Below are 24,620 nucleotides of genomic sequence, written 5' to 3'. Positions count from 1 at the left end.
CGCGGCGGTTTCTCTGGAATCAGATCCTTCTGCCTAAGAGAAACCCTGAAAGCTTGAACCGTTTCTCCGCTCGAGATGAAACGATTTATTAGCGGATTCATACGCTTTTCAGATCCGGCCGCAACGACTTGACAGGAGCGTATGCGGCCAGTATGAATAATGCCAACGATTCACATTTTCTTCATGTAGCTCACCAGGGCAGTATCTCCGGCTGCCCGGAGTGTGCGCGGGAATGGTCCTTGGTTCGCAGTAAACTTACCCCAGATTTGTTGTTTGCAGAAGCTTTTAAGATTTGGATCGGCCGCCGAACAATTGCAGAAAAAGACTGCAGGCAAAGCAAGGTCCGATATATTAAGCCCCGAACGCGTGAGGATTATGAAAATTGCGCGTCGGCCCTGACGAAGTTTAGGCTCTTCCAGCTAAAGCCGATCGGCGAGATCACGCCGGATGACTTGATGGATTACCAGGAAGCGCGCGGAACAAATGCAACTGACCGCAACGGTTCATGGTGGTGCCATAAAGGCAAAAAGCCGCAAGGACCGCATCAGACGTTAGAGGCTGCGGAATACTGGGCCGAAGAGCACGGCGGCGGCTATGAGTTCCTGCAGACGGTATGGGCGCTTCCGTGCGGCGCGAATCATCTCCGCAAAGAGGTAGCCTTGATGGTTCGCATCCTTCGCGACGCCAAACTGTGGGACGAAGAGCAGGAAGAAGCGCTACTGCGTGTACGCACAGAAGAGAGCGACGTTATCCATGCGATGACCGTTCAGGAGCAGCACAACTTTCTGCATGTTGCCGCAAGTAAGCTTTCCTACCGCTTGATCTATCAATATGCAATCGTGGCGCTGCAAACGACAGCCAGCACAAATGAGCTGCGAGCCCTGCGGTTATGCGACGTTATGCTTGCTGACCGGATCATCCAGATCCCGCCGGCGGGAGCTAAAAACTCGCATCGTTTTCGCGCGATTCCGATTCTTACGGAGGATTGCGTGTGGGCACTGGAAGGATTGATTGCAAGAGCCAAGTCGCTGGGCGCATCGCAGCCAACGCATTATCTCTTCCCGGCAAGAGTGGGCGGTGAAATATATAACCCGGCCGAGCCGATGAGCGCCTCCGGATTGAAGCGTCCATGGGGCGAGGTGCGCCTCGCGGCCAGGATGCCGAATTTACGCATGTACGACTTGCGTCATACCGGAATAACTCGTATGGCCGAGGCTGGGGTCCCGCTTACAGTAACGATGACATTTGCGGGTCACATGACCAGGCAAATGCAGCAGCGATATACGGCGATCTGTATGGCTGCTCAACGCGGTTGGGGCGCCTCTGTTTGGGGCGATGGCATGACACGTAAGACGGTCGAGGAGCCTGCAGGTCCCTGGCTCGCAAAGAAGCCAGTAGCGATGGAGCCGAGCCCATGGAACCAAGAAAGACAACGCGCTTAAAGGCTGTGGAAAACTTTTTAGTTGCTTTTTATTTGAGCCTCCGTTAGTTTTGCGAAAGTTGTTCGGGAAGCGATCGACGAAATTTGCGATTTTACTTTCCTGGGCGGCTGGAACCACGGATTGCTAAACCTCGGGCTACCGCTTCATAACCCCAAGGTCGAGCGTTCGATCCGCTCCTCCGCCACCAGCACTGCGCGTGCCGCGAACTGCGCGCTTTGCGCGCCACGCAGCCTTTCTGGTGCTCCCCCCAATCAAAGACAAAAGCTCACCGTGTACGGAACTCCCGGACACAGTTTCGCCCGTCGGATTTGGCTTGATAGAGCGCCAAGTCAGCGCATCGAACCAAGTGCACAGCGGACAAATCAGGCGTAGCAGCCAGCGTCGCACATCCAACGCTAACGGTGACATGGCCAGCCGGAATACCGGGATGGGGAATCTGTTTGAGCGCCACTGAGGAGCAAATCTGCTCCGCAAGCAGCCGGGCGTCCTCGGCATCCGTTGCAGGAGCAATCACGGCAAATTCCTCCCCTCCGTAACGCGCCACCATGCCGCCGGGGAGCAGCACACAGGATGCAATGGACCGGGCCACATCCTTGAGGCCCTGGTCTCCGGCTACGTGTCCTACGGAGTCGTTGTATCTCTTGAAAAAATCCACATCTATCATCAGCAGGGAAATGGTATCCGCCGATTGGGCGGCGTGGCTCCACGCCTCTACCAGGTAATTATCAAAAGAGCGACGGTTGTCCATGCCTGTCAGGGCGTCAATATTGGCAAGGTTCTGCACCGCACCAAGCGTCTTGCGCAGCTCCTCCTCTTCGGCTTTTCTAGCGGAGATATCCCGGGTGACGCTGACGATACTCTCGGCAATTCCGGTTGCCGGGTCGAGGTTGGCAACCAGGTGGAACTGCATCCAGAGATAGCTCAAATCCTTTTTCCGAGCACGAAAGTCCGCCACCCTTAGGGACTTGGATTCACGGCACTCCCGAAACATTCGGTTCACATAGGACAGGTCATCGGGATGCACGAACATCTTCCGGTCAATTTCGCGCATTTCCTTCTGGTCCCAGCCCAGCACCTGCTTGACCGACGGAGAAACATAGAGCCGCTTCTCCGTAGTCATGTCGTAAAGGATGATGAGGTCGGAGGAGTTTTCTGTCAGCAGCCGGAAAAGCCGTTCGCTGGAGCGAAGGTCGCGCTCAAGGCTGGTCTTCTCCGCAATCACCACATCTGTTACATAGAGAAACAGCAGGCAAACGAAGATGAATGCCTGCAGCGCAAGGGTATGGGAAGCCACCGAAGCAAAGTGGCTGAGCGCCACCGGCCCGTGTCCGAGGGCGGTCCCATATCCGCCAATTGCAACCACGGCAAGCAGTCCAATCGCAGAGCCTGAAAGCCCCAGCCGAATCTCAATCAGTAGCAGGAACGGAAGAATGCAGAACAGCAGCGGAAGAGCCGTCTGCCAGAAAACCACGCCGCTGACCGCGCAAAGCACTGCAAAGAGCGCAACAATCTCAGGCCACGGGCGGCTGGAAAACCAGGGCTTCCTCTGCAAACCAAGATAGAGCGGAATAAGGATGGAGTCGCCCAGCCCATCAGCGGTAAACCAGTGAGCGAAGCTCTGCAAAAGCGATTCCCCATCGAAGCGGGACAGCCCAAAGCCCGCCGCCAGGGAAGCGACTCCCGGCGCGACAATAGCCCCAAAGCCCAGCAGCCGCACCAGCTGCCTTGACCGGCTCATGTTCTGCCCCTGCGCAAACGTCGGGTAAAGCAACCATGCGGCCAGCGAAACCTCGATGACGTTGCACCCGGAGAGGTAGAAGTTCAGCCACGTCGGCTGCGCCGGGGCAAACAGCATATTCTCCAGCATGTCGCAGGCATAGCCCACGGCAAGATAGGCCAGCCAGTGCTGGCGGGGAGCGCAGAGCAGAACCCCGATAAGGCATCCCGTGGTTGGCCACAGGATGGTAATGCTCCCCAGCCCCCATACATTGCTGTTCAAAAAGCCCGCACCCGCGGAAAGACCGGCCAGCAGAACTGCGCAAAGGAGCAGTTTCCTGACTAGGCCCGTACTGTCCCGCGGAAGCCCCGGTGCAGGGTTAGCAACGGCGTCAACAGCCTTCAATTCCTGCATGGATTCAAGCATGGATATGCCGAAACCGCTCCTTTCCCCGAATGGCATGCGTTATCGTTTCCGATTCCTACGCGCCTCTACACACGGCCGTCTCTGTGCGAGAGCCCCTGAAATAGTACGAAGCATATTCAAGTATTCCACTCTATCGTCAAAATCATCGCCGATATCAGCCACTGGAAGCTTTCCCCGCCACCCGCACCGCCGGCGGATTTCAGACTGCCGTTCCTGCCTAAAACCACCGATTGAGGTATCATTGCGTCTATATCTGTATGCGGCTGGCGCATTCTGCGCCCTGCGATGGCGGTGTGAGTGTCTAAATTCGTTCAACGGCTCATTTTTGTGTTAGGCGCGGCGGTTTTTGCCGCTCTCGGACTGGGTTTTGCGCTGGGGCAGTTCGGCCTTTTCGGCGTACATGCCGGAGGCGAGCAGGATGGTGCTTACCGCCAGATGCACGTCTACGCCGAGGTGCTGAAGCGCGTGCAGTCGGACTATGTAACCGAGCCGAACATCAACGACGTGACCACCGGCGCGCTGCATGGCCTGCTGGAGTCGCTGGACTCGGATTCGAGCTACCTGACGCCCGCCGAATACAAGATTTACAAGGACCGCCCGACCACCGGCGTAGGACAGGTTGGCATCACCATCTCCAAGCGTGGTGGTTACGTGGCCGTTGTGGACGTAGTGCCCGGCTCTCCCGCTGAGCACGAGCACTTCAATGATGGCGACATCATCGAGTCCATCGGCGACACCTCCACCTACCAGATGTCCCTGGCAGTAGCCCGCATGATGCTGGAAGGCAAACCCGGCTCAACGGTAACGCTGAGCGTGATTCGCCCCCGCAAGACCGACCCGGAAAAGGTAACGCTGACGCGCGCGCTGATTTCCATGCCGCAGTTGAACGAGCAGCAGTATGAGAACTCGACAATTCTGTACCTGAAGCCCAGCTCGCTCTCCAAGGCCCACGTGGACGAGATTGCAGGCAAGCTCAAAGGCGCCAAGGGCAAGAAGGTCTTGCTCGACCTGCGCGATGTTTCCGCAGGCGATTCACAAGAAGGCATTCGCCTGGCAAACTTCTTTATCAGCCAGGGCACGCTGGCACAGCTCGAAGGCCAGAAGTTCCCCAAGCAGACCTTTGCGGCGGATTCGTCGCTTTATCTGACCGGCTCTCCGCTGGTGGTGCTGGTAAACCGCGGCACCTACGGTGCGGCGGAGCTGGTTGCCGCTGCAGTTGAGGACTCCAAGCGCGGCGACGTAGTCGGCGAGCGCACCTTCGGCGAGGGCAGCGTACAAAAGACGCTGGAACTTCCCGACGGCGCAGCCCTGCTGCTGACCGTAGCCAAGTATGAAGGCCCCGGCGGCAAAAAGATTCAGGATGAAGCAGTTATGCCGACCGTAGCCATGGAGCAGCCGGACGACTCCGACGACAGCGGCACCAGCAAAGGCGACCCGCTGCTCGACAAAGGCCTGTCCCTCCTGAAGGCAAAAAGCTAAGCAATACGGAGTAGGAAAACAAAAGCCCGGCGTTATGCCGGGCTTTTGTGCATTTGCAATTGTTTTCTATTCCCTACTCCCTGTTTTCCGTTCTTGCACACGCTGGTTCCCTCCCCCAGATTCACAGCCATAGGACGTCCTTTCCCGTGCTAGCCTCGGATGTGCGGGAGTGTCTCCACTCCTGCCTTTCAACTTTATGAGGCGTGTTGCACTTGGCTGCATCTTCCATTTCGGGCCCTTCTGCTCCCCGCACCTTGGGGCGTAGCCATCGGCTGCCGCCGGAAGATGACGGCCCTCCTCCGCAGAAGCTTCCAGGACGCAACCAGCGCAAGCTGGCTGGCCGCCCGGCCCTGATTCTGCTGGTAGTGCTGGCCGCGGTCGCAGGCGTGCTGGCGGGACTGACGCTGGTGTACTCCGCCGACCTGCCGCAGATTCACGACCTCGAACGCTACCGCCCCTCCACCACCACCGAGCTTTACGACCGCAAGGGCCGCGTCATCGGCTCATTCGCATTGGAGCGCCGCGTAGTCATCAACTACGACGACTTCTCCCCCGTGCTGCGCCAGGCCGTCATCTCCATCGAGGACAAGAATTTCGAGTCCCACGGCGGCATCAACGTCTTCCGCATCGTCGGAGCGGTCGTGCACGATCTCACAAGCCATGGCCGCGCACAAGGCGGCTCCACGCTAACGCAGCAACTGGCCAAAAACCTCTTCCTCTCCAGCGAGCGCACCTTTGGCCGCAAAATTCAGGAAGCCTATCTCGCCATCCAGATTGAGCGCGCCTTCACCAAGGAGCAGATTTTCACGCTCTACGGCAACCAGATTTACCTCGGCAGCGGCCAGTACGGCTTTGAGGCGGCCTCAGAGTATTTCTTCTCCAAGCACGCCAAGGATTTGACGCTCACCGAAGCCGCCCTTTTGGCAGGCCTGCCAAAGGGCCCCGTCGGATATTCGCCGATTCTCTACCCTGACAAGGCCATCAAGCGCCGCAATCTTGTGCTGAGCGAGATGGAAGGCGACGGCGTAATTACCCATGAGCAGGCCGATGCGGCGCGCAAGGCCCCGCTGGAACTGAACATCGCGCAGCCGGAAGGAGCCATTGCGCCGTGGTTCCAGGAAGATGTCCGCCGCGACCTGGAAAAGCGCTTTGGCCCCGACCAGGTGCATGAAGCAGGCTTGCGCGTCGATACCACGCTCGACCTTGATATGCAGGAGACCGCAAACCACGCCGTACTCGACGGTCTCGCCGCATACGAGCGCCGTCACGGATGGAAGGGCAAGCTGACCAATGTGCTCGCCAACGGCGAAAGCATCGAGAATTACAAACATCCCGACTGGGCCGTGCGCGCAAAAGCCGGCGACTACGTACATGCTGTAGTCACGCGAGTGCTGCCGCTCGAAATCCACGCCCGCGTAGGCGAGAGCGAAGTGCTGCTGACACAACCCGACTGGCAGTGGACCGGGCAGCGCCTAGCCGATGCTTTGGTAAAGCCCGGCGACGTAATTTATGTCCACCTGGCCGGAGCCCCGGAGGGCAAAGCCCCCGCAAAGCCGGTCAGCAGGCTGTTGAACGCGGAGTTTCACGGAACGCTGGAGCAGGATTCCGGTGCACAGGGCGCACTGCTGGCAATCGACAACACCAACGGCGACATTCTGGCGATGGTAGGCGGGCGCGACTACTCGCTCTCGCAGTTCAACCGCGCCACGCAAGCGGAACGACAGACTGGCTCCAGCTTCAAGCCGTACGTCTACAGTGCCGCACTCGAAGCAGGCGCAAAGCCGGACGACACCATCGTCGATGAGCCCGTAAGCTTTGGCGGCTGGAGCCCGCACAACTACGAGAACAACTACAAAGGTGCAATGACGCTGACCGATGCACTCGCGGATTCGCGCAACATTCCCGCAGTCAAGCTCGCAGCCCGCGTCGGCATTCACAAGGTCATCGACATGGCGCACCGCTTCGGCGTCACGTCCAACATCCCGGCATACCTGCCCGTAGCGCTGGGCGCAGCGGAAATCACGCTCGAAGAACAGGTCGCTTCCTACTCCGTTTTTCCAAACGACGGCGTGCGCGTAGCTCCGCGCCTGATTCGCAAGGTGTCGAATGCCGATGGCATCACGCTTTCCGATGAAGCTCCGGGAATTAAGGAAGTCATCAGCCAGCAGACGGCGCGCTCAATGGTTCACATGCTGGAAGCCGTAACGCACTACGGCACGGCAGCATCCGCCTCGCAGCTCAATCATCCCGTAGCGGGCAAGACAGGCACAACCAGCGGATACACCGACGCATGGTTCCTCGGCTTTTCGCCTTCCGTAACCTGCGGTGTCTGGGTGGGATATGACTCGAACCAGTCGCTAGGCGACAAGGAAACCGGTGCAGCCGCAGCCCTGCCCATCTGGATGAAGGTGATGAAGCAGGCCATCGTCGGGCACGAAGAAGAAAAGTTCCTCTTCGCGCCGCCGCGAAAAATTGCTCCAATGGTTCAAGCTGCAGTAGAGCCCGCAGTCAAGCCCATCCCCGTGCAGGCAACACCGGCTGCGGCAAAGCCTGTCGTAGCGGTTGTGACCAGCAATAGTGCGACAAAGACACTAACTACGGCTCCTGCAAAGCCCCCTGCGGCTACTACAGCAAAAGCTGCAACACCAGCTATCGCGAACAGCGCCCCAGCCAACGCGCTGAGGCCCACTGCAATCACTGGACCGAAACCCGCTGCAATCACACCAGTAGCCAATAGGACCATCGCCGCAAGCAACAAGCCGCAGAGTGCAGCAAAAACGCCTCCGGCCACAAAGCCCGCACCCGCTAAAAATGCGGTCAAGCCCAAGGTTGTCATTCCCAAAGTTGTGCCGCAGGTTACGCCGTCCACGGTCAACAAGCTGGATTCAATTCTGAACTGATTACGCTTGAGCCGCGCCGCCAATGCGTCCGGCAAGCCGGAAATAGCGTTGCGCGCGAGCCACATCGCGCATGATTTGCAGCCTGAGTTCCTGCGGCGAAGGGAACTTAATCTCAGGCCGCAGCCGGAAAAGAAACTCCAGTTCCAGCGGCGTTTCATCCGTCAGCTCAACAGGCTCAAAGTTGAGAATGTGCGTCTCTACGCTGAACCCCGCGCCCTCAAACGTCGGACGATCCCCTGCATTCGTAACAGCCTGAAAGCTGCGCCCGTCAATCGTGAGCCGCGTAATATAAACACCCTGCGCGGGAAGCAGCCCATCATACGGCGCAAGGTTCACCGTCGGCACAACCAGCCTGGCGCCAACGCCACGATCACGCACGGGCGTAGAGCGCACAACGAACGGACGCCCCAGCATCCAGCGCGCCGACTTCAAGTCGCCAATGCCAATCAGCTCCCGCACAGCAGAACTTGAAACCTCAAGCCCATGCACGCAGACCGGCTCATGCACCGTGAGGCCAAAGCCGAACTCGTGCCCAAACTCAGCCAGTTCCTGCACGCCAGCCTGTGCGCGATAACCAAAGCGGAAGTTCGAGCCTTCATGCAGGCCGCGAACACGCAACCCACGCACCAGCACCTCTTCCACAAACCTGCGCGCGGAGAGCTTGACCAGTGACTCATTGAACGCCAGCACCACAACCGCATCAATGCCAGTTTCGCCCAGCAGCACCAGCCGCTCATCATTCGGCGTGATCATTTTCGGCGCATACGCCGCATGCAAAAACTGCTCAGGATGCGGACTGAAAGTCACCGCAACAGCACGCAAACTACGCTGCCGCGCTTCCGCCACCACCGCGCTCAGAATCTTTCGGTGCCCACAGTGTACGCCGTCAAAGTTGCCGATGGAAACAACCGTCGCGCCAAAGTCTGCGGGAATCTCTTCAAGGGAGCGGTAAACAGGAATCATGCCTGCACCTCCTCACCAGCCTCGTTCTTGTTGGGATTAAGGCTCCTGTCCAGGTTCACCGAAAACTCCAGCCCATCATGCGCAAGCGCCATGCCCTCGGGCAACATGCGGTTCGTCTCCTCATGCCCCAGCTCATGCGCAATGTGCGTAAACCATGTCTGCCGCGCACCAATACGCCGTGCCCACTCCACAGCCTGCTCAACATTGGCATGACTAGGATGAGGCTTATAGCGCAGCGCGGGCAGCACCAGCGTATCCAGTCCCTCAAGCAGCGCATAACTCGACTCTGGAATCTCGCTTACGTCCGTAAGATAAGCCGCATTGCCAAAGCGAAAACCAGAGATAGCCTGCCTGCCATGAATCACCGGCACGCGCACAAACTCAGCCTCATGCACGCGCACCCTCTCCGTCAGCGACTGCAGCTCTACGCGTGCCTTGTTCGAGTAAGTTGAGTTGGGAGAAAACGTGTAGTCGTAAATGCGCTCAAGCGTCTCCGTAGTCGAAGCATCCGCATAAAGCGGAACAGGACGACCACTGATGCGAAAGGCATCCCAGCTAAGCGGGCGCAGGTCATCCAGGCCAAAGATGTGATCCGCATGGCCATGCGTGTAGAAAACAGCATCGATACGCGTAACGTCTTCGCGCAGCGCCTGCGTGCGAAAATCCGGGCCAGTATCGATGAGCACAGCGCGCTCACGACTGCCCGATATCCAGCGCAGCACAACCGATGGGCGCGTGCGCTTGTCATGCGGGTCCTTGGATCTGCACACCGCGCAATCGCAGCCCAGCGTGGGAACCCCCACAGAGGTTCCCGTACCGAGAAATGTCAGGCGTCCCTGCATTCCGTCCTATTTGGTTACCGGAGGCGGCGGGGGCGGCTGCAACGTAATCATGCTCGTAAGCTCAAGGAAGGCCATGCGAGCCTCAAAGAGCACCGTCTGCAGCATGCGGTCTTCCTGCGCCGAAAGGTTACCCTTCGTCTTGTCAGACAAAATCCCAAGCAGGTCAATCGTCTGCCGCGCGCCCACAATGTCTACGCGAGGCCGCTCGCCTTCGCGAGTGCCCGCGCCCATCTGGATCATGGCCGAAAGATAAAGCTGCTGCACAAGGCTCTCAAAGGTGACCGGCGGCTGCGGCTCCGCACCGGGGTTCTGCGCGCGGATAAGGTCTTCCAGCCGTTCCGCGGAAGTATCATAAGCAGACTTCTGCTGCGCTGTCTCCTCGGCAGTCGGCGCGGCAGGCATCGGAAATGCCTCGGCCTCCTCCGCCTGGGGAGCATCAGGCTCCGGCTCAGAAACAACAAGGCGAGGACCGGGCTGCGAAGCTGGCTGCGCTTCCGGCGCAGGCGTAGATACCGGCTCAGCCGGAGCAGAGGAAGCCTGCGCGGCCTCTTCTTCAAGCTTGCGCTTGCGCCGGTCAATCACTTCAAACTTGGGGATGTCGCTCATAGTCTTCGTTCCTATCCAAAAAATCAAAATACCAGCGGTGCGGCCAGAATACTTGCCGTCCCTGTGCCTTCTGCGGTTGTGTAGGACAGTGAAAGATTGCGTGCCTCCGCTTCGGCGCGCAGCATGGCAAGAACAAAGCGGCGCCCCGCAAACTCCGCTGACGAAGTTACTGTGCCGGCAGATGCGCCGGCCAGCATGAACTCGGTTCCAGCCGCAGGCAGAGGCCCATTCAGCTCAAGGTGCCGCAGATGGCGATGCACATTGCCGCGTGAGCGGATGCGCTCCACAATCTCCTGCCCAAGATAGCAGCCTTTATTGAAATGCAGCGTGCGTGTCTGGCTGGTCTCCTGCGGCAGGTCGCGCTCGGCAATGTCGATGCCATAAATAGGAATCCCCTCAGCAACGCGAAAAGCTTCAAGAACCGCCGAGCCAACAGGCTTTGCGCCAGCCTCTACAATCTGCTTCCAGAGCTGCGCAAGCACGTCAACAGTTCCCCAAAGCGCATAGTGGTCGCCAAGCACGCCATAGCCGCGAAAGACACGAAAGTCGAGACCATTGACCGTAGCCTCCGCCTGCGAGAGCGATTCAACAAGCGGCTGAACACCAATCTTCGCCAGTACCTCCGCCGCCCTGGGCCCGGTAAGGCCGATGGTAGTCACACCTTCAAGCCGTTCGAGCTCCACATCGTCCATGATGATGAAGTGGTCGAAATGCGCCAGCAGCTTTTCGTACTGGTCGGCGGCAATTTCAAGGCTCAACGCATCATCGCGCCGCCAAACCGTCACGTCGCCCTGGATGCGCCCTTGCGCATTCAGCACAAGGTTCCACGCGCCGCTGCCAGGCTTCAGGTCGTTAACGGTATTTGTAACCATGCCGCTGAGCCAGCGAAAGCGGTCTTCGCCGCGCACGCGCACGCCGCGCAGCCATCCCAGGTCATGCACCGCCGCGCCGGTCAAAAGCGCCTCTGTTTCCGGAGAACGCGCGTCCAACTCCACAGCAGTAAGCACGCCGCGATAGCCCTCAAGCCGCAAGCCGGGCTGTTGTTGCACGAGCAACGCGGCAAGCGGCGTTGCGGATAGCGTTTCGGTAAGTACAGTTTCCGTCATAAGATACGTCTCTGTGCAATTCCGGTCGAGAATTTTCTACCCAACCCCAGAAGAATCGCAACTTTCGATTATAGCCTTGAATCAGATGACACATAAGCGCGACAGGATGCACGGAGGGCAAATGAACCGGCGGTGGAAAGCAAGCATTTTGAGGCAAATTTGCCTTGTGGTAGCCCTTGGAATCCTTGGCGGGGCTTGCGGTTACGCACAGCAGGCTCCTGCGGAAAAAGCTCCTGCGGAAAAGCCCAAAACTGAGACACATATTACCCCGGAACAGGCCAAACAGCTCTTCTCGCTGGTGGATGACCTGTTGAAATTTTCGTCAATCGAAACCGGGCTCCCGGTAAGGAGCACGGTCAAGCGCCAACTGACCAGCCGCACCGAAGTGGAAAAGTACCTCAAGGAAAAATTCGACGAGGACCAGGGCGCAAAGAAGTTGCAGGAAGGCGAAATCGTCCTCAAGAAATTTGGTTTGCTGGACCACGACTTTGAGCTGAAGCCGTTCCTTCTCGCCCTCTTGAAGGAGCAGATTGAGGCCTATTACGACTCCAAAACCAAGACCGTAAACATGCTCGACTGGGTGGACATCGACGAGCAGAAACCCGTGCTCGCACATGAGCTGACACACGCCCTGCAGGATCAGCACATCGACCTCGAAAAGTGGAGCGACCAGACCCCCGACGAGGTTTCGCACAACGCTCATGAAGACCTCGACCACCTTGCCAAAGATGAGATGGACACAGCCCGGGAAGCTGTAGCAGAAGGCCAGGCAACGGCAGTAATGATCGACAACGTGCTGAAGCCGATGGGCAAGAGCCTCGTCAAGGACCCCGAAGTCGTCGAGTTCGTGAAGAACCAGATGGTCGGCTCAAGCGACTCGCCGGTAATGGCGCGCGCCCCGCTGCTGCTCTCCGAATCGCTCATCTTCCCCTATCGCGAAGGTCTCAGCTTCGAGCAGGACCTGTGGATGGACCGTGGCCAGCAAGCCGCCTTTGCAGGCGCGTTAGACAAGCCGCCAACATCCACGTGGGAAATCATCAATCCGCGTGAGTTTGAACGCTCCCACATTCCAGCGCTGCCGGTCATGCCAAACATCCACCCCATTGTGGATTCGGTTTACAAGCCCTATGACATCGGCCAGGTTGGGCAGCTCGATCTACACATTCTCACGCAATTGATTGGCGGCGATACCGCATCGCGTGACCTCACACCCGCATGGGACGGCGGCATTTACTGGGCCGGGCAACGGCTGAGCGCAAAAACGCCTGAAGAGCTCGCAAGCACAAAGTCCATCTCGCTCTTCTATCTTTCCGCATGGAAGAACGAGCAATCCGCACAGCACTTTGCGCAGTTATACATAAGCGGATTGGGGCGGAAATACTCAGGCCTGCGCAAGGACGCCAATGCAATAACGCCGGCAGATGCCCCTGCAGAAACCGACGAGCAGGTCTACAACACCAACGAAGGCCCGGTAGTAATTACAACGCGCGGCAAGCTAGTATTTATCTCTGAAAGCTTTGACCTGCCAATGGCGCGCAAGCTGGCAGAGCTCGCTCTCGACACGCAGGGAACAGGCGAGATGCGGCTGGCAAAGTTTTCCACTCCCGCAGCACCAGTTACCGGCCCCACATTAAGCGGTGGCCTTGTGCACTTCTTCGCCGAGTGCGGCGTAATGAAGTCTGCCGTGCACGCGTCCATGATGGCGGCGCAATCAACCCGGTAGCTCTACGGCGGGCTTGTCTTTCACCACCAGGTACTCATCCAGCAACACTGCCACCAATGCTGCAGTGGGTACCGAAACAAGCGCACCGACAATCCCTGCAAGCGACGAGCCAAGAAGCAGCGCCACAAGAATCGCAAGCCCCGGCAGGTCCACGCTCGACTTCATAATACGCGGCGTGAGCCACGAGTTCTCCAACTGCTGATAGATGAGGTAGAAGATGGCCACGCCCACCACGCGCTGCCACGAATCCACCGCAGCAGCAGCCACGCCCAGCACAATCGAGATAGTCACGCCAAGCACCGGCACAATGTTCAGCATGCCATTCAACACACCTAGCGCATCGGCATAGCGCACGCCAAGCAGCGAGTAAACAATCGTGCTCGTCACGCCGAAGATAAGCATCAACGCGCCCTGCCCCAGCAACCAGCGCCCCATGCGAATCTGCGCACGCTGCAGCGTTGCATCCAACCGCGTACGATGAGGCTCGGCAAAAAACGACAATCCCCAGCGATAAGCCGAGTCCCCTTCCAGCGTGAAGTAGACCGTAAGAATCAGCCCCATCAGCAGCGTAAAAACGGTGCTGGCCCAGTTCTTAATCGAGAGCAGCAGATACGAAACACTCTGCGTCGCCGCTCCCTGCGCCTGCGAAAGCAAATCCGCCGTATCCACCTGATCGGCAAAAGGAATCTTCTTCAGCTTCTCCATGATGGCCGGCATGCGCGAGGGCATCTCCTGCACAAAGGAGTGCAGGTCGCGAATCACCGGCGGAATTGCGAGATAAACAAAGGTGCACAAAGCGGCCAGCACCAGCAGTAAAAGCAAAAAGATTGCCGACTTGCGAAACGGATGCCAGCCGCGAATATTCAGCCGTTCAACAAACCCCACAACCGGGCGCAGCACAACCGCAAAGAGCGCGCTGACATAAAGCAGCAGAAGCTCCGCACGCACCAGCCATGCCACATAACAGGCAAAGGCAATAGCAAAGGTGAAAAGAATTGCATTACGTAAGGTGTGGGACCAGCCGTCCGATACTGCCATGCAGAATTTTTCCTCTAAAGCTAAGATTACGCGCCGCGCTTGCAGACCAGGTGATCGGCAGGCAGCCAGTTCCATTGTGCTGTCTTGCTTATCTGCCAGTCCATGGTGAAGGTATCGGAATTGACCACGGAAAATAGAAAACGATTGCCTGCATAGGGAGCCTTGGGATTGTTGTCTACCGCGGAAGTCATCGTAAGCACTCCGTTCTGCCAGCCATCCTCGCTGGTATAAACAGCCGCGCTGAAGTTATTCGCATCAAACTCAACCAGGCGTTTCTGCAGCGCGTCATAACCAATCAGATACTTCGCAAGATATCCGGTGGGAGGCTCAATATCCTGCTCCGTCAGCTCCAGCCATTTGGTGCCTACCACCACGGAGCCGTTCATCGTGGAACGGTGCGTTTTGCCATTGCCAAACGCACCTGCACAGTTCCATGCACCCTCAAAGTAAAAGCCCGCTGGAGTTGCGGCAAGCGGCTTGCCCTCCTGCGACTGAGCCGCAAAAGCCGTAGCCGAAACCATCAGGAATAACAAACCAATCCGCCTTACTCCACGAACTAATCGCATTTATTCCCCACTCAAAATAGAACCGACAATGCCGCCAATAACACCGCCAGCCGTGGCCTGCGGAATCTCACGAACACCCTCACGCGGCAGATACTTCTCAATCTGGTGCGCAAGGCGGGAGATGGGGAGCGTCTGCAGCCACACCGTGCCAGGCCCCGTCAGTTCAGCAAGAAACAAACCATCCCCGCCGAAGATAACGTTCTTAATGCCGCGCACCATGGTGATCTGAAACGAAACACTCGTCATGAACGCGCCAACATGCCCCGGATGCACGCGAAGCACTTCCCCCGGTGCAAGGTCTTTCTGAATCAGCTCGCCGGAAAGCTCAAGCCAGGCCGTGCCAACGCCGCCAACGCGCTGCAGCACAAACCCGTCTCCGCCAAAAATACCAGCGCCAAGCGACTGCTGAAAACCCACGCTGAGCGCAACCTGCGGCGTAGCGCAGAGAAAGCCATGCCGGTGCACCATGTACTCATAACCGTTGCCCACCTGCACAGGCACAATATGCCCCGGAACATGCGTAGCAAAAGCAACCTCGCCCGGATACTGCCATGCGCGGTACTCCGTCATAAAAAGGCTGCCGCCACCCACCACGCGCTTGAGCGCACCGAAAAACCCGCCTCCGCCGCCCATCTGCGTGTGGGTGGTCATCTGGATCGACTGCGTCATCCACGAAAGTTCGCCACTTTCTGAAAAAACGCTCTCATTGGGATCGAGCTGAATTTCGAGCACCGGCAAAGTGGTGCCCTGAATACGTGCCTGCATTCGTATGCCTCCAACTGCGAACAGTGTACCTGCCCGCATAAAAAGTTACCTGCTTAAATACGCCAATGGAATAATGAAAGTTCCGGCCTCACCGTTACAGAACCGCGCAACCTGCGTCCCCGCCGCAGCGTCTACCCAAACAGCAAGCTACGCGGGGCAAGAGCACAAATAGTTATTCATGAAAGCAGCAGTTTTGCTCTACTCTTGCTTCTAAGCCGTATGAAGCGCATTATCCCCCATCTTCGTTCCGCGCTCCTGCGGGCGCTCGATCATGACGTGTTCAACACGGCAAAGGCGGCCGCTTATTCCGGAATGCTCTGCTTCTTCCCCGCGGTCCTCGTAATTACCACCCTGCTGGCGCAAGTGGAAGAGGGGCCCTCCATTATCGGCACCATGCGCGGCACGCTCGACCAGGTTCTCCCGCCTGAATCCATGACGTTGCTTCAGGACTCCCTCGACACGCAGTCGTCACGCACCTGGCCGGTAATTCTTTCCGCCGCCATCCTGACAATCTTTGCCGGACTCGGCCTCATGCTCTCCCTCATGGAAGGTTTTCGCCGCGCCTACCAGCTACCGCGCGACGATTGGGACTTCTGGCAAAAGCGCCTGCGCGCCCTTCTGTTGGTACCCATCGCGCTGCTTCCACTGTGGATGGTCAGCCTGCTGCTCGTTTTTGGCCACCAGATTGAGCTGTGGATGATCGCCAACTCCGAACACGAGCTCCGCCTCGTCGTTATCGTCTTCTGGCGCCTGGTGCGATGGGGAATCTCCGGTGCCACGGCCATCAGCGTGCTCTCCGCGCTCTACCACTTCGGCACGCGCCGCAAAGAGCACTGGGGATGGGTACTTCCCGGCTCCATCACCGCCACGCTGCTGTGGTTTCCCGCCACGCTGGCCTTTGGCTGGTACGTAACAAGAATCGCCAACTACACACGTTTCTACGGCTCCTTCGCCGCCGGAATCGCAACACTGGTCTGGCTTTACCTCACTTCCTTCAGCGCCCTCCTCGGCGCGGAGCTGAATGGCGTGCTCTTCCATGGCCGCCAGGAACGGCGCGCCGCGGCGGCCACAAACTCCGAACAGGCACCTGCGCTCACCAGCCTCTAGGCCGGTTCGTCTGTGACGCCAGACGCCATACCACGCAGCCAGCGCAATGTACAATGAAGCGGGTCTCTTAAGTACATCGCTTTTTGTCTTTTCTTTGTCTTTTTCGCCGTTTTAACCTCGGGGAGTTTGTTTCGATGTCGTTTATTACACCCAGCCTGACTGGCCCTACGCCGCTGCGCCGCGCCAAGATTGTTTCCACACTTGGCCCCGCCTCCAACACCGAGCCTGTTTTCCGCGAGCTTGTTCGCGCCGGTGTCGATGTTGTCCGCCTCAACTTCTCTCATGGCACACACGAAGAAAAGCTCGCCCTCATCCAGATGATTCGCAAGGTGAGCGCGGAAGAAGGCAAGCCGCTTTGCATTCTCGGCGATCTGCAGGGACCAAAGATTCGCACCGCCAAGCTGGTAGACCGCAAGCCGGTTCTGCTGGAAGCCGGTAAAACGCTCACCATTACGCCCCGCGACATCATGGGCAGCGCCGAGATTGTTGGCACCACCTTCAAAACACTCGCGGAAAACGTGGAACCCGGTTCGCGCATCCTGCTCTCCGACGGACTGATTGAGCTGCGCGTAACCGCCGTAAATGACGGCGATGTAGTTTGCGAAATCATCAACGGCGGCATGCTCGGCGAACACAAGGGCATCAACCTGCCCGGCATTCCGGTCAAGGTTCCCTCGCTCACAGAAAAAGACGAGATCGATCTGGAGTTCGCACTCAAGAACGACGTGGACGCAATCGCCGTCTCGTTCGTGCGCACAGCGGATGACATCCGCATCGTGAAAAAGCGTGTAGCCGCGCTGGGCTCGGAAACATGGATTATCGCCAAGCTCGAAAAGCCGCAGGCCGTAGAACACCTCGACAGCATTCTCGAAGAAGCTGACGGCATCATGGTTGCCCGCGGCGACCTCGGCGTGGAAGTTCCGCCCGAGCAAGTGCCCGCGCTGCAAAAGCTCATGATTCGCAAGGCAGCGGAATACCGCAAGCCTGTCATCACCGCAACGCAGATGCTGGAGTCGATGGTGGAGAATCCACGCCCCACGCGCGCCGAAGCCTCGGACGTAGCGAATGCCATCTATGACGGTTCGGATGCAGTCATGCTTTCCGCCGAGAGCGCGACAGGCAAGTATCCCGTCGAAGCTGTCGCCATGATGAGCCGCATCGTGCTCGAAGCGGAGCGCACCATTGACGCGCAGAATGACGGCAAGCGCCGCAAGCACACCGCGCGCCTCTCGATTGCCGAAACAATCTGCGAAGCAACGGCGCACGCAGCCGAGGACCTCGACCTGCGCGGCATTGCTCTCTTCACGGAGTCCGGCACAACCGCGCGGCAGCTATCCAAGTACCATCCCGCAGCGCCAATCTTCGCGCTGAGCGCCCTGGACATAACAATCCACCGCCTCAACCTGCTTTGGGGAACCGTGCCGGTTCGCTGTCCCAAGGTGTACTCGACAGAAGCAATGGTGGACCTTGCGGAAACCCTTCTGCAGCAGGGCGGTTACGTACGTGCGAATGAAATTATCGCAATCGTAGCAGGCACGCGCACCAAGTCTGGCTCAACAAACTTCATGCGCCTGCATGTACTTGGCGAACAGTCACTCGATGCGGACAACTTCCTCACCGTGCACGATGAAGCCGAGCCCGTCGGCGCCGGCGCTAAGAAATAAGCACGTAACTATGCAAACACGACAGCCGGCGAGTTTTACCATAAAATGAGGGAACGGATAGGAAAGGCGGTGCAATAATGCCATCCGGCTTGCAGACTTTGAAAGCGACACCAAGCGTAGCCTGCTTATTTTGAGATAAAACTATGCGGACCGGAAATCCCGGCCCGCATAGTTTTGGCAACCTATCCTCCAGCTACTTCGCCGCCAACTGCCGCAGCACATACTGTAAAATGCCGCCGTGCTCGTAGTATTCAATCTCCTGCGGCGTATCGATGCGAACCTTCGCGGTGAAGCTCTTCACACTGCCGTCAGCCGCAGTTGCTTTGACCGTAAGTGTGCGACCATTAGCGAATTTGCTCTTCAGCAAATCAGTAAGCCCCGCAAAGTCATACACCTCTTCGCCCGTCAGCCCAAGCGACTCGACATTTTCTCCTTCCGCAAACTGCAGTGGAAGAATCCCCATGCCAACAAGATTTGAGCGATGGATACGCTCGAAGCTTTCAGCAATCACAGCACGCACGCCAAGCAGATTCGGCCCCTTCGCAGCCCAGTCACGCGAAGACCCAGAGCCATACTCCTTCCCCGCGAGAATGACGAGCGGAGTTTTGCGCTCGGCATACTTCACGCTGGCATCAAAGATGGACATCTGCTCGCCCTCAGGCAGCAGCCGCGTAACGCCGCCTTCCGTCCCTGGCGCAAGCTTGTTGCGCAGGCGCACATTGGCAAACGTTCCGCGCACCATCACTTCATGATTGCCGCGCCGCGAACCATAGCTGTTAAAGTCCGCAGGCTTCACGCCATGCTCGGAGAGATACTTCCCCGCAGGCCCATTCGCCTTGATAGCACCAGCCGGAGAAATATGATCCGTAGTAACCGAATCACCAAGCACAGCCAGCACGCGAGCATTCAGAATGTCCGTAATCGGCGCAGGCGTCATCGCCATGCCGTCAAAGTAAGGGGCCTGCCGGATGTAGGTAGAATCCGGCTCCCACTGGTAAACATCGCCCGTAGGAAACTTCAGTCCCTGCCAGTTCGCATCGCCAAGCGCAACCGTGGCGTACTCCTTGCGGAAGCCCTCGCTGCTGATACCCTTTTCAATCGCAGCCACAACCTCTGCCTGCGTCGGCCAAATGTCTTTCAAATAAACCGGCGCGCCATTCTGGTCCGTACCCAGCGGATCGGCATCAAAGTTATGCCCAATCTTCCCGGCCAGTGCATAGGCAACAACAAGCGGCGGGCTCATCAGGTAGTTCGCGCGAACATCCACATTCACGCGCCCCTCAAAGTTGCGATTGCCGCTCAGCACGCTCACCGCAACCAGCCCATGCTCATCAATGCTTTTAGAAACATCCGTAGGCAGCGGCCCGGAGTTGCCAATGCAAGTCGTGCAGCCATAACCAACCACGTTAAAGCGCAGCTTCTCAAGATACGGCAGCAGCCCCGCCTTCTCGTAGTAATCCGTCACCACGCGCGAGCCCGGCGCAAGCGAAGTCTTCACCCACGGCGGCACGCTCAAGCCCTTCTCCACAGCCTTCTTCGCAAGAATTCCAGCAGCAAGCATCACCGAAGGATTCGAAGTATTCGTGCAGCTGGTAATTGCCGCAATCACCACCGAACCATGATCGAGATACTTGTCAGGATCAACATCAAAGCGCTCTTTCACCGTGGTCGTAACGTGCAGAGGAGTCTTCTCCGCAACCGCCGTATCCGTCACCGTAGTCGTACGCTCCCACGCAGCCGCAGTACGCTCGCCAAGAGGCTTAGCCGTCGGCGAAAGCAGCGAAGGAAGCTGCTGCGCAAAGCTCGTCGCCGCGTCCTTCAGCAGCACGCGGTCCTGCGGACGCTTCGGCCCAGCAACGCTCGGCTCCACAGTCGCCAAATCCAACTCCAGCGTCTGCGTGTATTCCGCTTCCGGCGCGCCAGCCGTATGGAACAACCCCTGCTCCTTGTAATAAGCCTCCACAAGCGCAATCTGCTCGTCGCTGCGCCCCGTCAGCCGCAGGTAACGCAGGGTCTCCGCATCCACCGGGAAGATACCGCAAGTCGCACCATATTCCGGAGCCATATTCGAAATCGTCGCGCGATCCGCCAGCGGCAGCTCCGCCACGCCCGGCCCATAGAACTCCACAAACTTGCCCACCACGCCAAGCTTGCGCAGCGCCTGCGTCACTGTCAGAACAAGGTCAGTAGCCGTAGCGCCTTCGCGCAGCTTACCTGTGAGCTTGTAGCCAACCACCTGCGGCACCAGCATGGAAACAGCCTGCCCCAGCATCGCCGCCTCGGCCTCAATGCCGCCCACGCCCCAGCCCAGCACGCCAAGCCCGTTAATCATCGTGGTGTGCGAGTCCGTGCCCACCAGCGTATCCGGATAAGCAACCTGCTCCCCATCAATCTCCGTAGTAAACACCACCCGCGCCAGGTACTCCAGATTCACCTGGTGGCAAATCCCCATCCCCGGCGGCACGGCGCTGAAATTCCGAAACGCCGTCTGCCCCCACTTCAAAAACGCATACCGTTCGCGATTGCGCTGAAACTCCAGCAGCGAGTTCGCCTCATAGGCCTGCGGCGTACCAAACTCATCCACCTGCACCGAGTGGTCAATCACCAGCTCCGCCGGAATCAGCGGATTCACCCGCTCCGGGTCGCCGCCCAGCGCCTTTACGGCATCGCGCATCGCGCCCAGGTCCACAACCGCCGGAACTCCCGTAAAATCCTGCATCAGCACACGCGCCGGCATGTAGGCAATCTCGCGGCTCGGCTCAGCCTTGGCATCCCACTTCGCCAGAAACTCAATATCCGAAGCGGTAACATTCACGCCGTCCTCGCGGCGCAGCAGGTTCTCCAGCAAAATCTTCAAGCTGAACGGCAGGCGGCTGAGGTTGAACCCCTTGGATTCGAGAGCAGGAAGGCGATAAATCGTATAAGAGCGGCCGCCGGATTGAAGTGTTGCACGGCTCGAAAAACTATTCGACATCTTGGCAAGTACCTTTCTCGTCCGCCTATTCAGCGGGCGCAGTTCGGAAGGTTTCTCCGCGTCACAAGCGCACGGCGCTCATTCCGCACGGGGGAGAAACGAAAAATTTGTCGAAAACAGCTTAATTCAGGAAGTGCGCAGGATTCAGCGACCACGGTCACGACGACCGCGGCGAAAGCGCTTGAGAAACGGGCGGGCGGAAATGTCCATGCGTAAAGGCATCGGATTCGGCAATTATTTTAGCTCGAAGACAGGTTGACTGGAAATCATACGGCAAACCGCATGAAAAGCTCACGTATTCCCCGCCCCCAAACATTCATAAATTGACGGCATCCCGCAATCCACTCCTCAAAACAACGTAGGTACATCCCCGCATTTGGCCGTCTGCTTATAGATGCTACTATTGGCTCACTTTACGTCCATGCAGGGGAGTTCCCTATGCGACTGCGCACAGCCTTCTGTTTGCTTATCACGCTTACTTTTGCTTCAGCCTCAACTACAAGAGCCAACGCCCAGGCCCCAGCATCCCAATGGCACCCGCAAGACGGCACTGCCACCCTCCCAAACTTCCGCTTTGGCACCGGCGAAACCCTCCCCGAACTCAAGCTCCACTACGTCACCCTCGGCACTCCGCACCGCAATGCTGCCGGTCATGTAGACAATGCTGTCCTGCTGCTCCACGGCACCGGCGGAGACGCGCACTCGCTACTCAGCCCCGTCTTCTCCAACGTCCTCTTCGTCCCCGGCGGCATTCTCGACATCACGAAATACTTCCTCATCCTGCCCGACGACATCGGCCACGGCGAAAGCTCCCGCCCCTCCGACGGCCTGCACACCCACTTCCCCGCCTACGACTACGACGACATGGTGCGCAGCCAGCGCCTCATGCTCGACGAGATGAAAATCGACCATCTCCGCCTCATCCTCGGCACCTCCATGGGCTGCATGCAGTCCTTCGTCTGGGGTGAAACCTACCCCGGCTTCATGGATGCGCTCGCGCCATTCGCTTGCCTGCCCGTGCAAATAGCCGGACGCAACCGCATGATGCGCTACATGGCCATCAAAGCCATCCAGGACGACCCCGCCTACATGGGCGGCGAGTACAAAACCGAGCCCACCGAGGGCCTCCGCACCGCCAACGAAATGCTGCTCGTCATGGGTTCCGCCCCGCTGCAAATGCAGAAACAGTTCCCCACGCGCCAGCAGGCGGAAAAATACGTAGACACCTACATCGAAAGAACCGTGGCTCACACCGACGCCAACAACATGGTCTTCTATCTCAACGCCAGCCGGAACTACGACCCCTCGCCCAAACTCGAAAGCATCACCGCACCCGTGCTCTGGATTAACTCCGCCGACGACTTCATCAACCCGCCGGAACTGGGCATTGCCGAGCAGATGGTCAAGCGAATGCCCCATGCGCGCTTCATCCTGCTGCCCATCACCGACCAGACGCGCGGACACGGCACCCACACCATGGCCGCCGTATGGAAGGACTATCTCGCCGCATTCATGCGCGAAACCGAGCCAAAACCTTAGCGAAAAACCGTAGCTCTTATACTGGTACTAGCGAGGTTCCAAGACACAGTGAGTTATTCCGAAGGGCTTGCAGGTCTGTGGGCGCATTTTCTGGCGTGGCTGGGGCGCCGTATGCCGAGTGAACGGCAGCGGCTGCTGGCCTTTACCATCGTTGCCGGCGGCCTTTGCGGACTGGCCGCCGTGGCCTTTCACGGAGCCATCCTCGGCCTTGAAAAGCTGCTCATTGACCGCGCAAACCACGCGCCAGACTACTGGTGGGTCTTCTGGACCATCCTCCTACCCGGCCTCGGAGGCCTCGTCGTCGGCCTCGGCCTCACCTTCTGGGTTCCGGCAGCGGCGGGCAGCGGTATTCCGCAGGTCAAGGTGGCCTATGAGATGCGCGCCGGGCTGGTCTCGCTCAAGGAAACCATTGGGAAATTCGTTCTCTGCGCGCTGCAAATCGGCTCGGGAGCCTCGCTCGGCCTGGAAGGCCCAACCGTGCAGATTTGCGCAGGCGTCAGCAGCGCCCTGGCGCGCTGGGCACGGCTCAAGCCCCTTTACCAGCGCCGCATGGCCTCCGTGGGCATGGCCGCGGGCATCGCGGCAGCCTTCAACGCACCCATCGCCGCCATCACCTTTACCCTCGAAGAGCTGATTGGCGACCTCGACCAGACCATGCTCTCCGGCGTGATTGTCGCCGCTGCACTGGCCGCCGTGGTGGAGCACACCATCCTTGGCGGCAATCCCGTCTTCCACGTCTCGCAGCGCTATGAACTGACCCACTCCTCGTCGCTCATCTGGTACGCGCTGCTCGGCGTGCTGGCAGCCGTCGTCTCCATTGCCTTTACTGATTCCCTGCTCTGGCTGCGCGGACGCTTCAAGCAGCTCACCTCCGTGCCCAAGTGGGTACAGCCGGCGCTGGGCGGGCTGGCCACCGGAGCCATGGCCGCGCTAGCCCTGCAGCTTTTCCATCGCAACGGCATTGCCGGCGACCCCTACAAAACGCTCACCGAGGCCCTCACCGGAGCCATGCCGGTAGGCCTGATGATCTCCTTCTGCATCCTCAAGCTGGCGGCCACCGTCTGCTCCTACGGCACCGGAGGCTCCGGCGGCATCTTTGCCCCGGCGCTCTTTATGGGAGCCATGCTGGGCGGCTCGGTCGGCTGGATTGACGTAGCCGTCTTCCACCACTCGTCGGATTCGATTGGGGCCTTCGCGGTTGTCGGCATGGGGGCCGTCTTTGCCGGTATAGTCCGCGCGCCTATGACTTCGGTGCTCATCGTCTTTGAGATGACTGGCGGTTATGGTCTCGTTTTGCCGCTGATGATTGCCAACATGAGCGCCTTTGCCCTGGCTCGGCGCTGGCGGCCACTGCAGATTTACGAGGCACTGCTGGAGCAGGATGGCATCCATCTGCCGCATGGCCACCACCCGGATGAGCCTTCCGGTCCGCTCGGTATGGGGCAAACGGAAGACGCTACGGCGTAAAACTGCCTTCTTCCTTAGGGGTTATTTATGCGTCCGTGTGTATGCGCACAGCGGGGTGCTTTCCCATTTCTTTTGTTTTGTTTGGGTTGCGTGTGATTGCACAGGGACTGTGGAGTTTCTTTATTCCGGAACTGTGCAAACGGCAGGGGGTAGGGTATGGGGTATAGGGGATTGTGCTTGCTGTTGACGGCATTGGGTTCTCCTTTCTTTAGAATGAGCGAGCTAGCAGAGCTTCGCGCTTAGCAGGTTAGCGGAAAAACAGAACGGCCCGATTCCTTGGGAATCGGGCCGTTTTC

17 protein-coding genes are annotated in these 24,620 nt (G+C 58.6%); 8 read left to right on the top strand and 9 right to left on the bottom strand.

The window, feature by feature from the left end; genetic code table 11:
• Window positions 1-152: 152 nt before the first annotated feature.
• Window positions 153-1,442, top strand: a complete 1,290-nt coding sequence (locus tag AC5S3R_RS04590; RefSeq protein WP_494265622.1) for a tyrosine-type recombinase/integrase — start codon at window positions 153-155, stop codon at window positions 1,440-1,442.
• Window positions 1,443-1,707: 265 nt separating this feature from the next.
• Here the strand turns inward: AC5S3R_RS04590 and AC5S3R_RS04585 are convergent, their stop codons facing one another.
• A complete protein-coding gene (locus AC5S3R_RS04585) occupies window positions 1,708-3,621 on the bottom strand; it encodes a sensor domain-containing diguanylate cyclase (RefSeq protein ID WP_494265619.1) in 1,914 nt (637 codons plus the stop codon).
• Window positions 3,622-3,882: 261 nt separating this feature from the next.
• On the opposite strand from AC5S3R_RS04585, the gene AC5S3R_RS04580 reads away from it, so the two are divergent.
• Together AC5S3R_RS04580 and AC5S3R_RS04575 are read left to right on the top strand one after the other, a co-directional pair.
• Entirely contained in the window at window positions 3,883-5,064 is a 1,182-nt protein-coding gene (locus AC5S3R_RS04580) for a S41 family peptidase (protein WP_494265617.1), read from the top strand.
• Between the two features lie 212 nt (window positions 5,065-5,276).
• On the top strand, window positions 5,277-7,964 hold the full coding sequence (locus AC5S3R_RS04575; protein ID WP_494265615.1) for a penicillin-binding protein 1A: 2,688 nt from the start codon (window positions 5,277-5,279) through the stop codon (window positions 7,962-7,964).
• Here the strand turns inward: AC5S3R_RS04575 and AC5S3R_RS04570 are convergent, their stop codons facing one another.
• Genes AC5S3R_RS04570 through ygfZ form a run of 4 tightly spaced genes read right to left on the bottom strand, consistent with a single transcriptional unit; the run spans window position 7,965 to window position 11,481 of the window.
• Complete coding sequence (locus AC5S3R_RS04570) at window positions 7,965-8,927, bottom strand: bifunctional riboflavin kinase/FAD synthetase (RefSeq protein WP_494265613.1); 963 nt, start codon at window positions 8,925-8,927, stop codon at window positions 7,965-7,967.
• Window positions 8,924-9,769: an MBL fold metallo-hydrolase gene (locus AC5S3R_RS04565; RefSeq protein WP_494265611.1), complete on the bottom strand. Its 846-nt coding sequence runs from the start codon at window positions 9,767-9,769 to the stop codon at window positions 8,924-8,926. The genes AC5S3R_RS04570 and AC5S3R_RS04565 overlap by 4 nt, the downstream gene beginning before the upstream one ends.
• Before the next feature lie 6 nt (window positions 9,770-9,775).
• Complete coding sequence (locus tag AC5S3R_RS04560; RefSeq protein ID WP_494265610.1) at window positions 9,776-10,375, bottom strand: DUF1844 domain-containing protein; 600 nt, start codon at window positions 10,373-10,375, stop codon at window positions 9,776-9,778.
• 23 nt (window positions 10,376-10,398) lie between these two features.
• Window positions 10,399-11,481 carry a CAF17-like 4Fe-4S cluster assembly/insertion protein YgfZ gene (gene ygfZ, locus AC5S3R_RS04555; protein ID WP_494265608.1) on the bottom strand — a complete coding sequence of 361 codons (1,083 nt, stop codon included), beginning with the start codon at window positions 11,479-11,481 and terminating at the stop codon, window positions 10,399-10,401.
• 148 nt (window positions 11,482-11,629) lie between these two features.
• On the opposite strand from ygfZ, the gene AC5S3R_RS04550 reads away from it, so the two are divergent.
• On the top strand, window positions 11,630-13,204 hold the full coding sequence (locus AC5S3R_RS04550; protein WP_494265607.1) for a hypothetical protein: 1,575 nt from the start codon (window positions 11,630-11,632) through the stop codon (window positions 13,202-13,204).
• Here the strand turns inward: AC5S3R_RS04550 and AC5S3R_RS04545 are convergent.
• From AC5S3R_RS04545 to AC5S3R_RS04535, 3 genes are read right to left on the bottom strand one after another with little or no spacing between them, the layout of a single operon-like run.
• On the bottom strand, window positions 13,193-14,242 hold the full coding sequence (locus AC5S3R_RS04545) for an AI-2E family transporter (RefSeq protein ID WP_494265605.1): 1,050 nt from the start codon (window positions 14,240-14,242) through the stop codon (window positions 13,193-13,195). The two genes, AC5S3R_RS04550 and AC5S3R_RS04545, sit on opposite strands and share 12 nt — an antisense overlap.
• A 26-nt stretch (window positions 14,243-14,268) precedes the next feature.
• The gene (locus AC5S3R_RS04540; RefSeq protein ID WP_494265603.1) at window positions 14,269-14,808 is read right to left on the bottom strand and encodes a hypothetical protein; all 540 of its coding nucleotides are present in this window, start codon (window positions 14,806-14,808) and stop codon (window positions 14,269-14,271) included.
• Window positions 14,809-15,573 carry a TIGR00266 family protein gene (locus tag AC5S3R_RS04535; RefSeq protein ID WP_494265601.1) on the bottom strand — a complete coding sequence of 255 codons (765 nt, stop codon included), beginning with the start codon at window positions 15,571-15,573 and terminating at the stop codon, window positions 14,809-14,811.
• A gap of 219 nt (window positions 15,574-15,792) precedes the next feature.
• Here AC5S3R_RS04535 and AC5S3R_RS04530 point away from each other — a divergent pair, with 219 nt between their 5' ends.
• Both AC5S3R_RS04530 and pyk read left to right on the top strand, forming a co-directional pair.
• On the top strand, window positions 15,793-16,680 hold the full coding sequence (locus AC5S3R_RS04530) for a YihY/virulence factor BrkB family protein (protein WP_494265599.1): 888 nt from the start codon (window positions 15,793-15,795) through the stop codon (window positions 16,678-16,680).
• A 134-nt stretch (window positions 16,681-16,814) separates the two neighbouring features.
• A complete protein-coding gene (gene pyk / locus AC5S3R_RS04525; protein ID WP_494265597.1) occupies window positions 16,815-18,344 on the top strand; it encodes a pyruvate kinase in 1,530 nt (509 codons plus the stop codon).
• Window positions 18,345-18,537: 193 nt separating this feature from the next.
• On the opposite strand, the gene acnA is transcribed toward pyk, so the two are convergent.
• On the bottom strand, window positions 18,538-21,318 hold the full coding sequence (gene acnA / locus AC5S3R_RS04520; RefSeq protein WP_494265595.1) for an aconitate hydratase AcnA: 2,781 nt from the start codon (window positions 21,316-21,318) through the stop codon (window positions 18,538-18,540).
• Window positions 21,319-21,756: 438 nt separating this feature from the next.
• Between acnA and AC5S3R_RS04515 the strand changes: the two genes are divergently transcribed.
• A complete protein-coding gene (locus AC5S3R_RS04515; protein WP_494265593.1) occupies window positions 21,757-22,857 on the top strand; it encodes an alpha/beta fold hydrolase in 1,101 nt (366 codons plus the stop codon).
• 48 nt (window positions 22,858-22,905) lie between these two features.
• Window positions 22,906-24,324, top strand: a complete 1,419-nt coding sequence (locus AC5S3R_RS04510; protein ID WP_494265591.1) for a chloride channel protein — start codon at window positions 22,906-22,908, stop codon at window positions 24,322-24,324.
• The last annotated feature ends 296 nt before the right edge of the window (window positions 24,325-24,620 follow it).

It is taken from the genome of Occallatibacter sp. FHG110214_02 (assembly GCF_059115385.1).
Note: the sequence above shows the minus strand (reverse complement) of the source record. Positions and strands in the feature narration are given on the sequence as shown.

Coding starts and splice junctions, on each gene's coding strand:
- AC5S3R_RS04565 (WP_494265611.1), bottom strand. CDS start 9,769: ATGCAGGGACGCCTGACATTTCTCGGTACGGGAACCTCTGTGGGGGTT.
- AC5S3R_RS04540 (WP_494265603.1), bottom strand. CDS start 14,808: ATGCGATTAGTTCGTGGAGTAAGGCGGATTGGTTTGTTATTCCTGATG.
- AC5S3R_RS04585 (WP_494265619.1), bottom strand. CDS start 3,621: ATGCCATTCGGGGAAAGGAGCGGTTTCGGCATATCCATGCTTGAATCC.
- AC5S3R_RS04530 (WP_494265599.1), top strand. CDS start 15,793: ATGAAGCGCATTATCCCCCATCTTCGTTCCGCGCTCCTGCGGGCGCTC.
- AC5S3R_RS04535 (WP_494265601.1), bottom strand. CDS start 15,573: ATGCAGGCACGTATTCAGGGCACCACTTTGCCGGTGCTCGAAATTCAG.
- AC5S3R_RS04560 (WP_494265610.1), bottom strand. CDS start 10,375: ATGAGCGACATCCCCAAGTTTGAAGTGATTGACCGGCGCAAGCGCAAG.
- AC5S3R_RS04515 (WP_494265593.1), top strand. CDS start 21,757: ATGCGACTGCGCACAGCCTTCTGTTTGCTTATCACGCTTACTTTTGCT.
- AC5S3R_RS04545 (WP_494265605.1), bottom strand. CDS start 14,242: ATGGCAGTATCGGACGGCTGGTCCCACACCTTACGTAATGCAATTCTT.
- ygfZ (WP_494265608.1), bottom strand. CDS start 11,481: ATGACGGAAACTGTACTTACCGAAACGCTATCCGCAACGCCGCTTGCC.
- pyk (WP_494265597.1), top strand. CDS start 16,815: ATGTCGTTTATTACACCCAGCCTGACTGGCCCTACGCCGCTGCGCCGC.
- acnA (WP_494265595.1), bottom strand. CDS start 21,318: ATGTCGAATAGTTTTTCGAGCCGTGCAACACTTCAATCCGGCGGCCGC.
- AC5S3R_RS04570 (WP_494265613.1), bottom strand. CDS start 8,927: ATGATTCCTGTTTACCGCTCCCTTGAAGAGATTCCCGCAGACTTTGGC.
- AC5S3R_RS04590 (WP_494265622.1), top strand. CDS start 153: ATGAATAATGCCAACGATTCACATTTTCTTCATGTAGCTCACCAGGGC.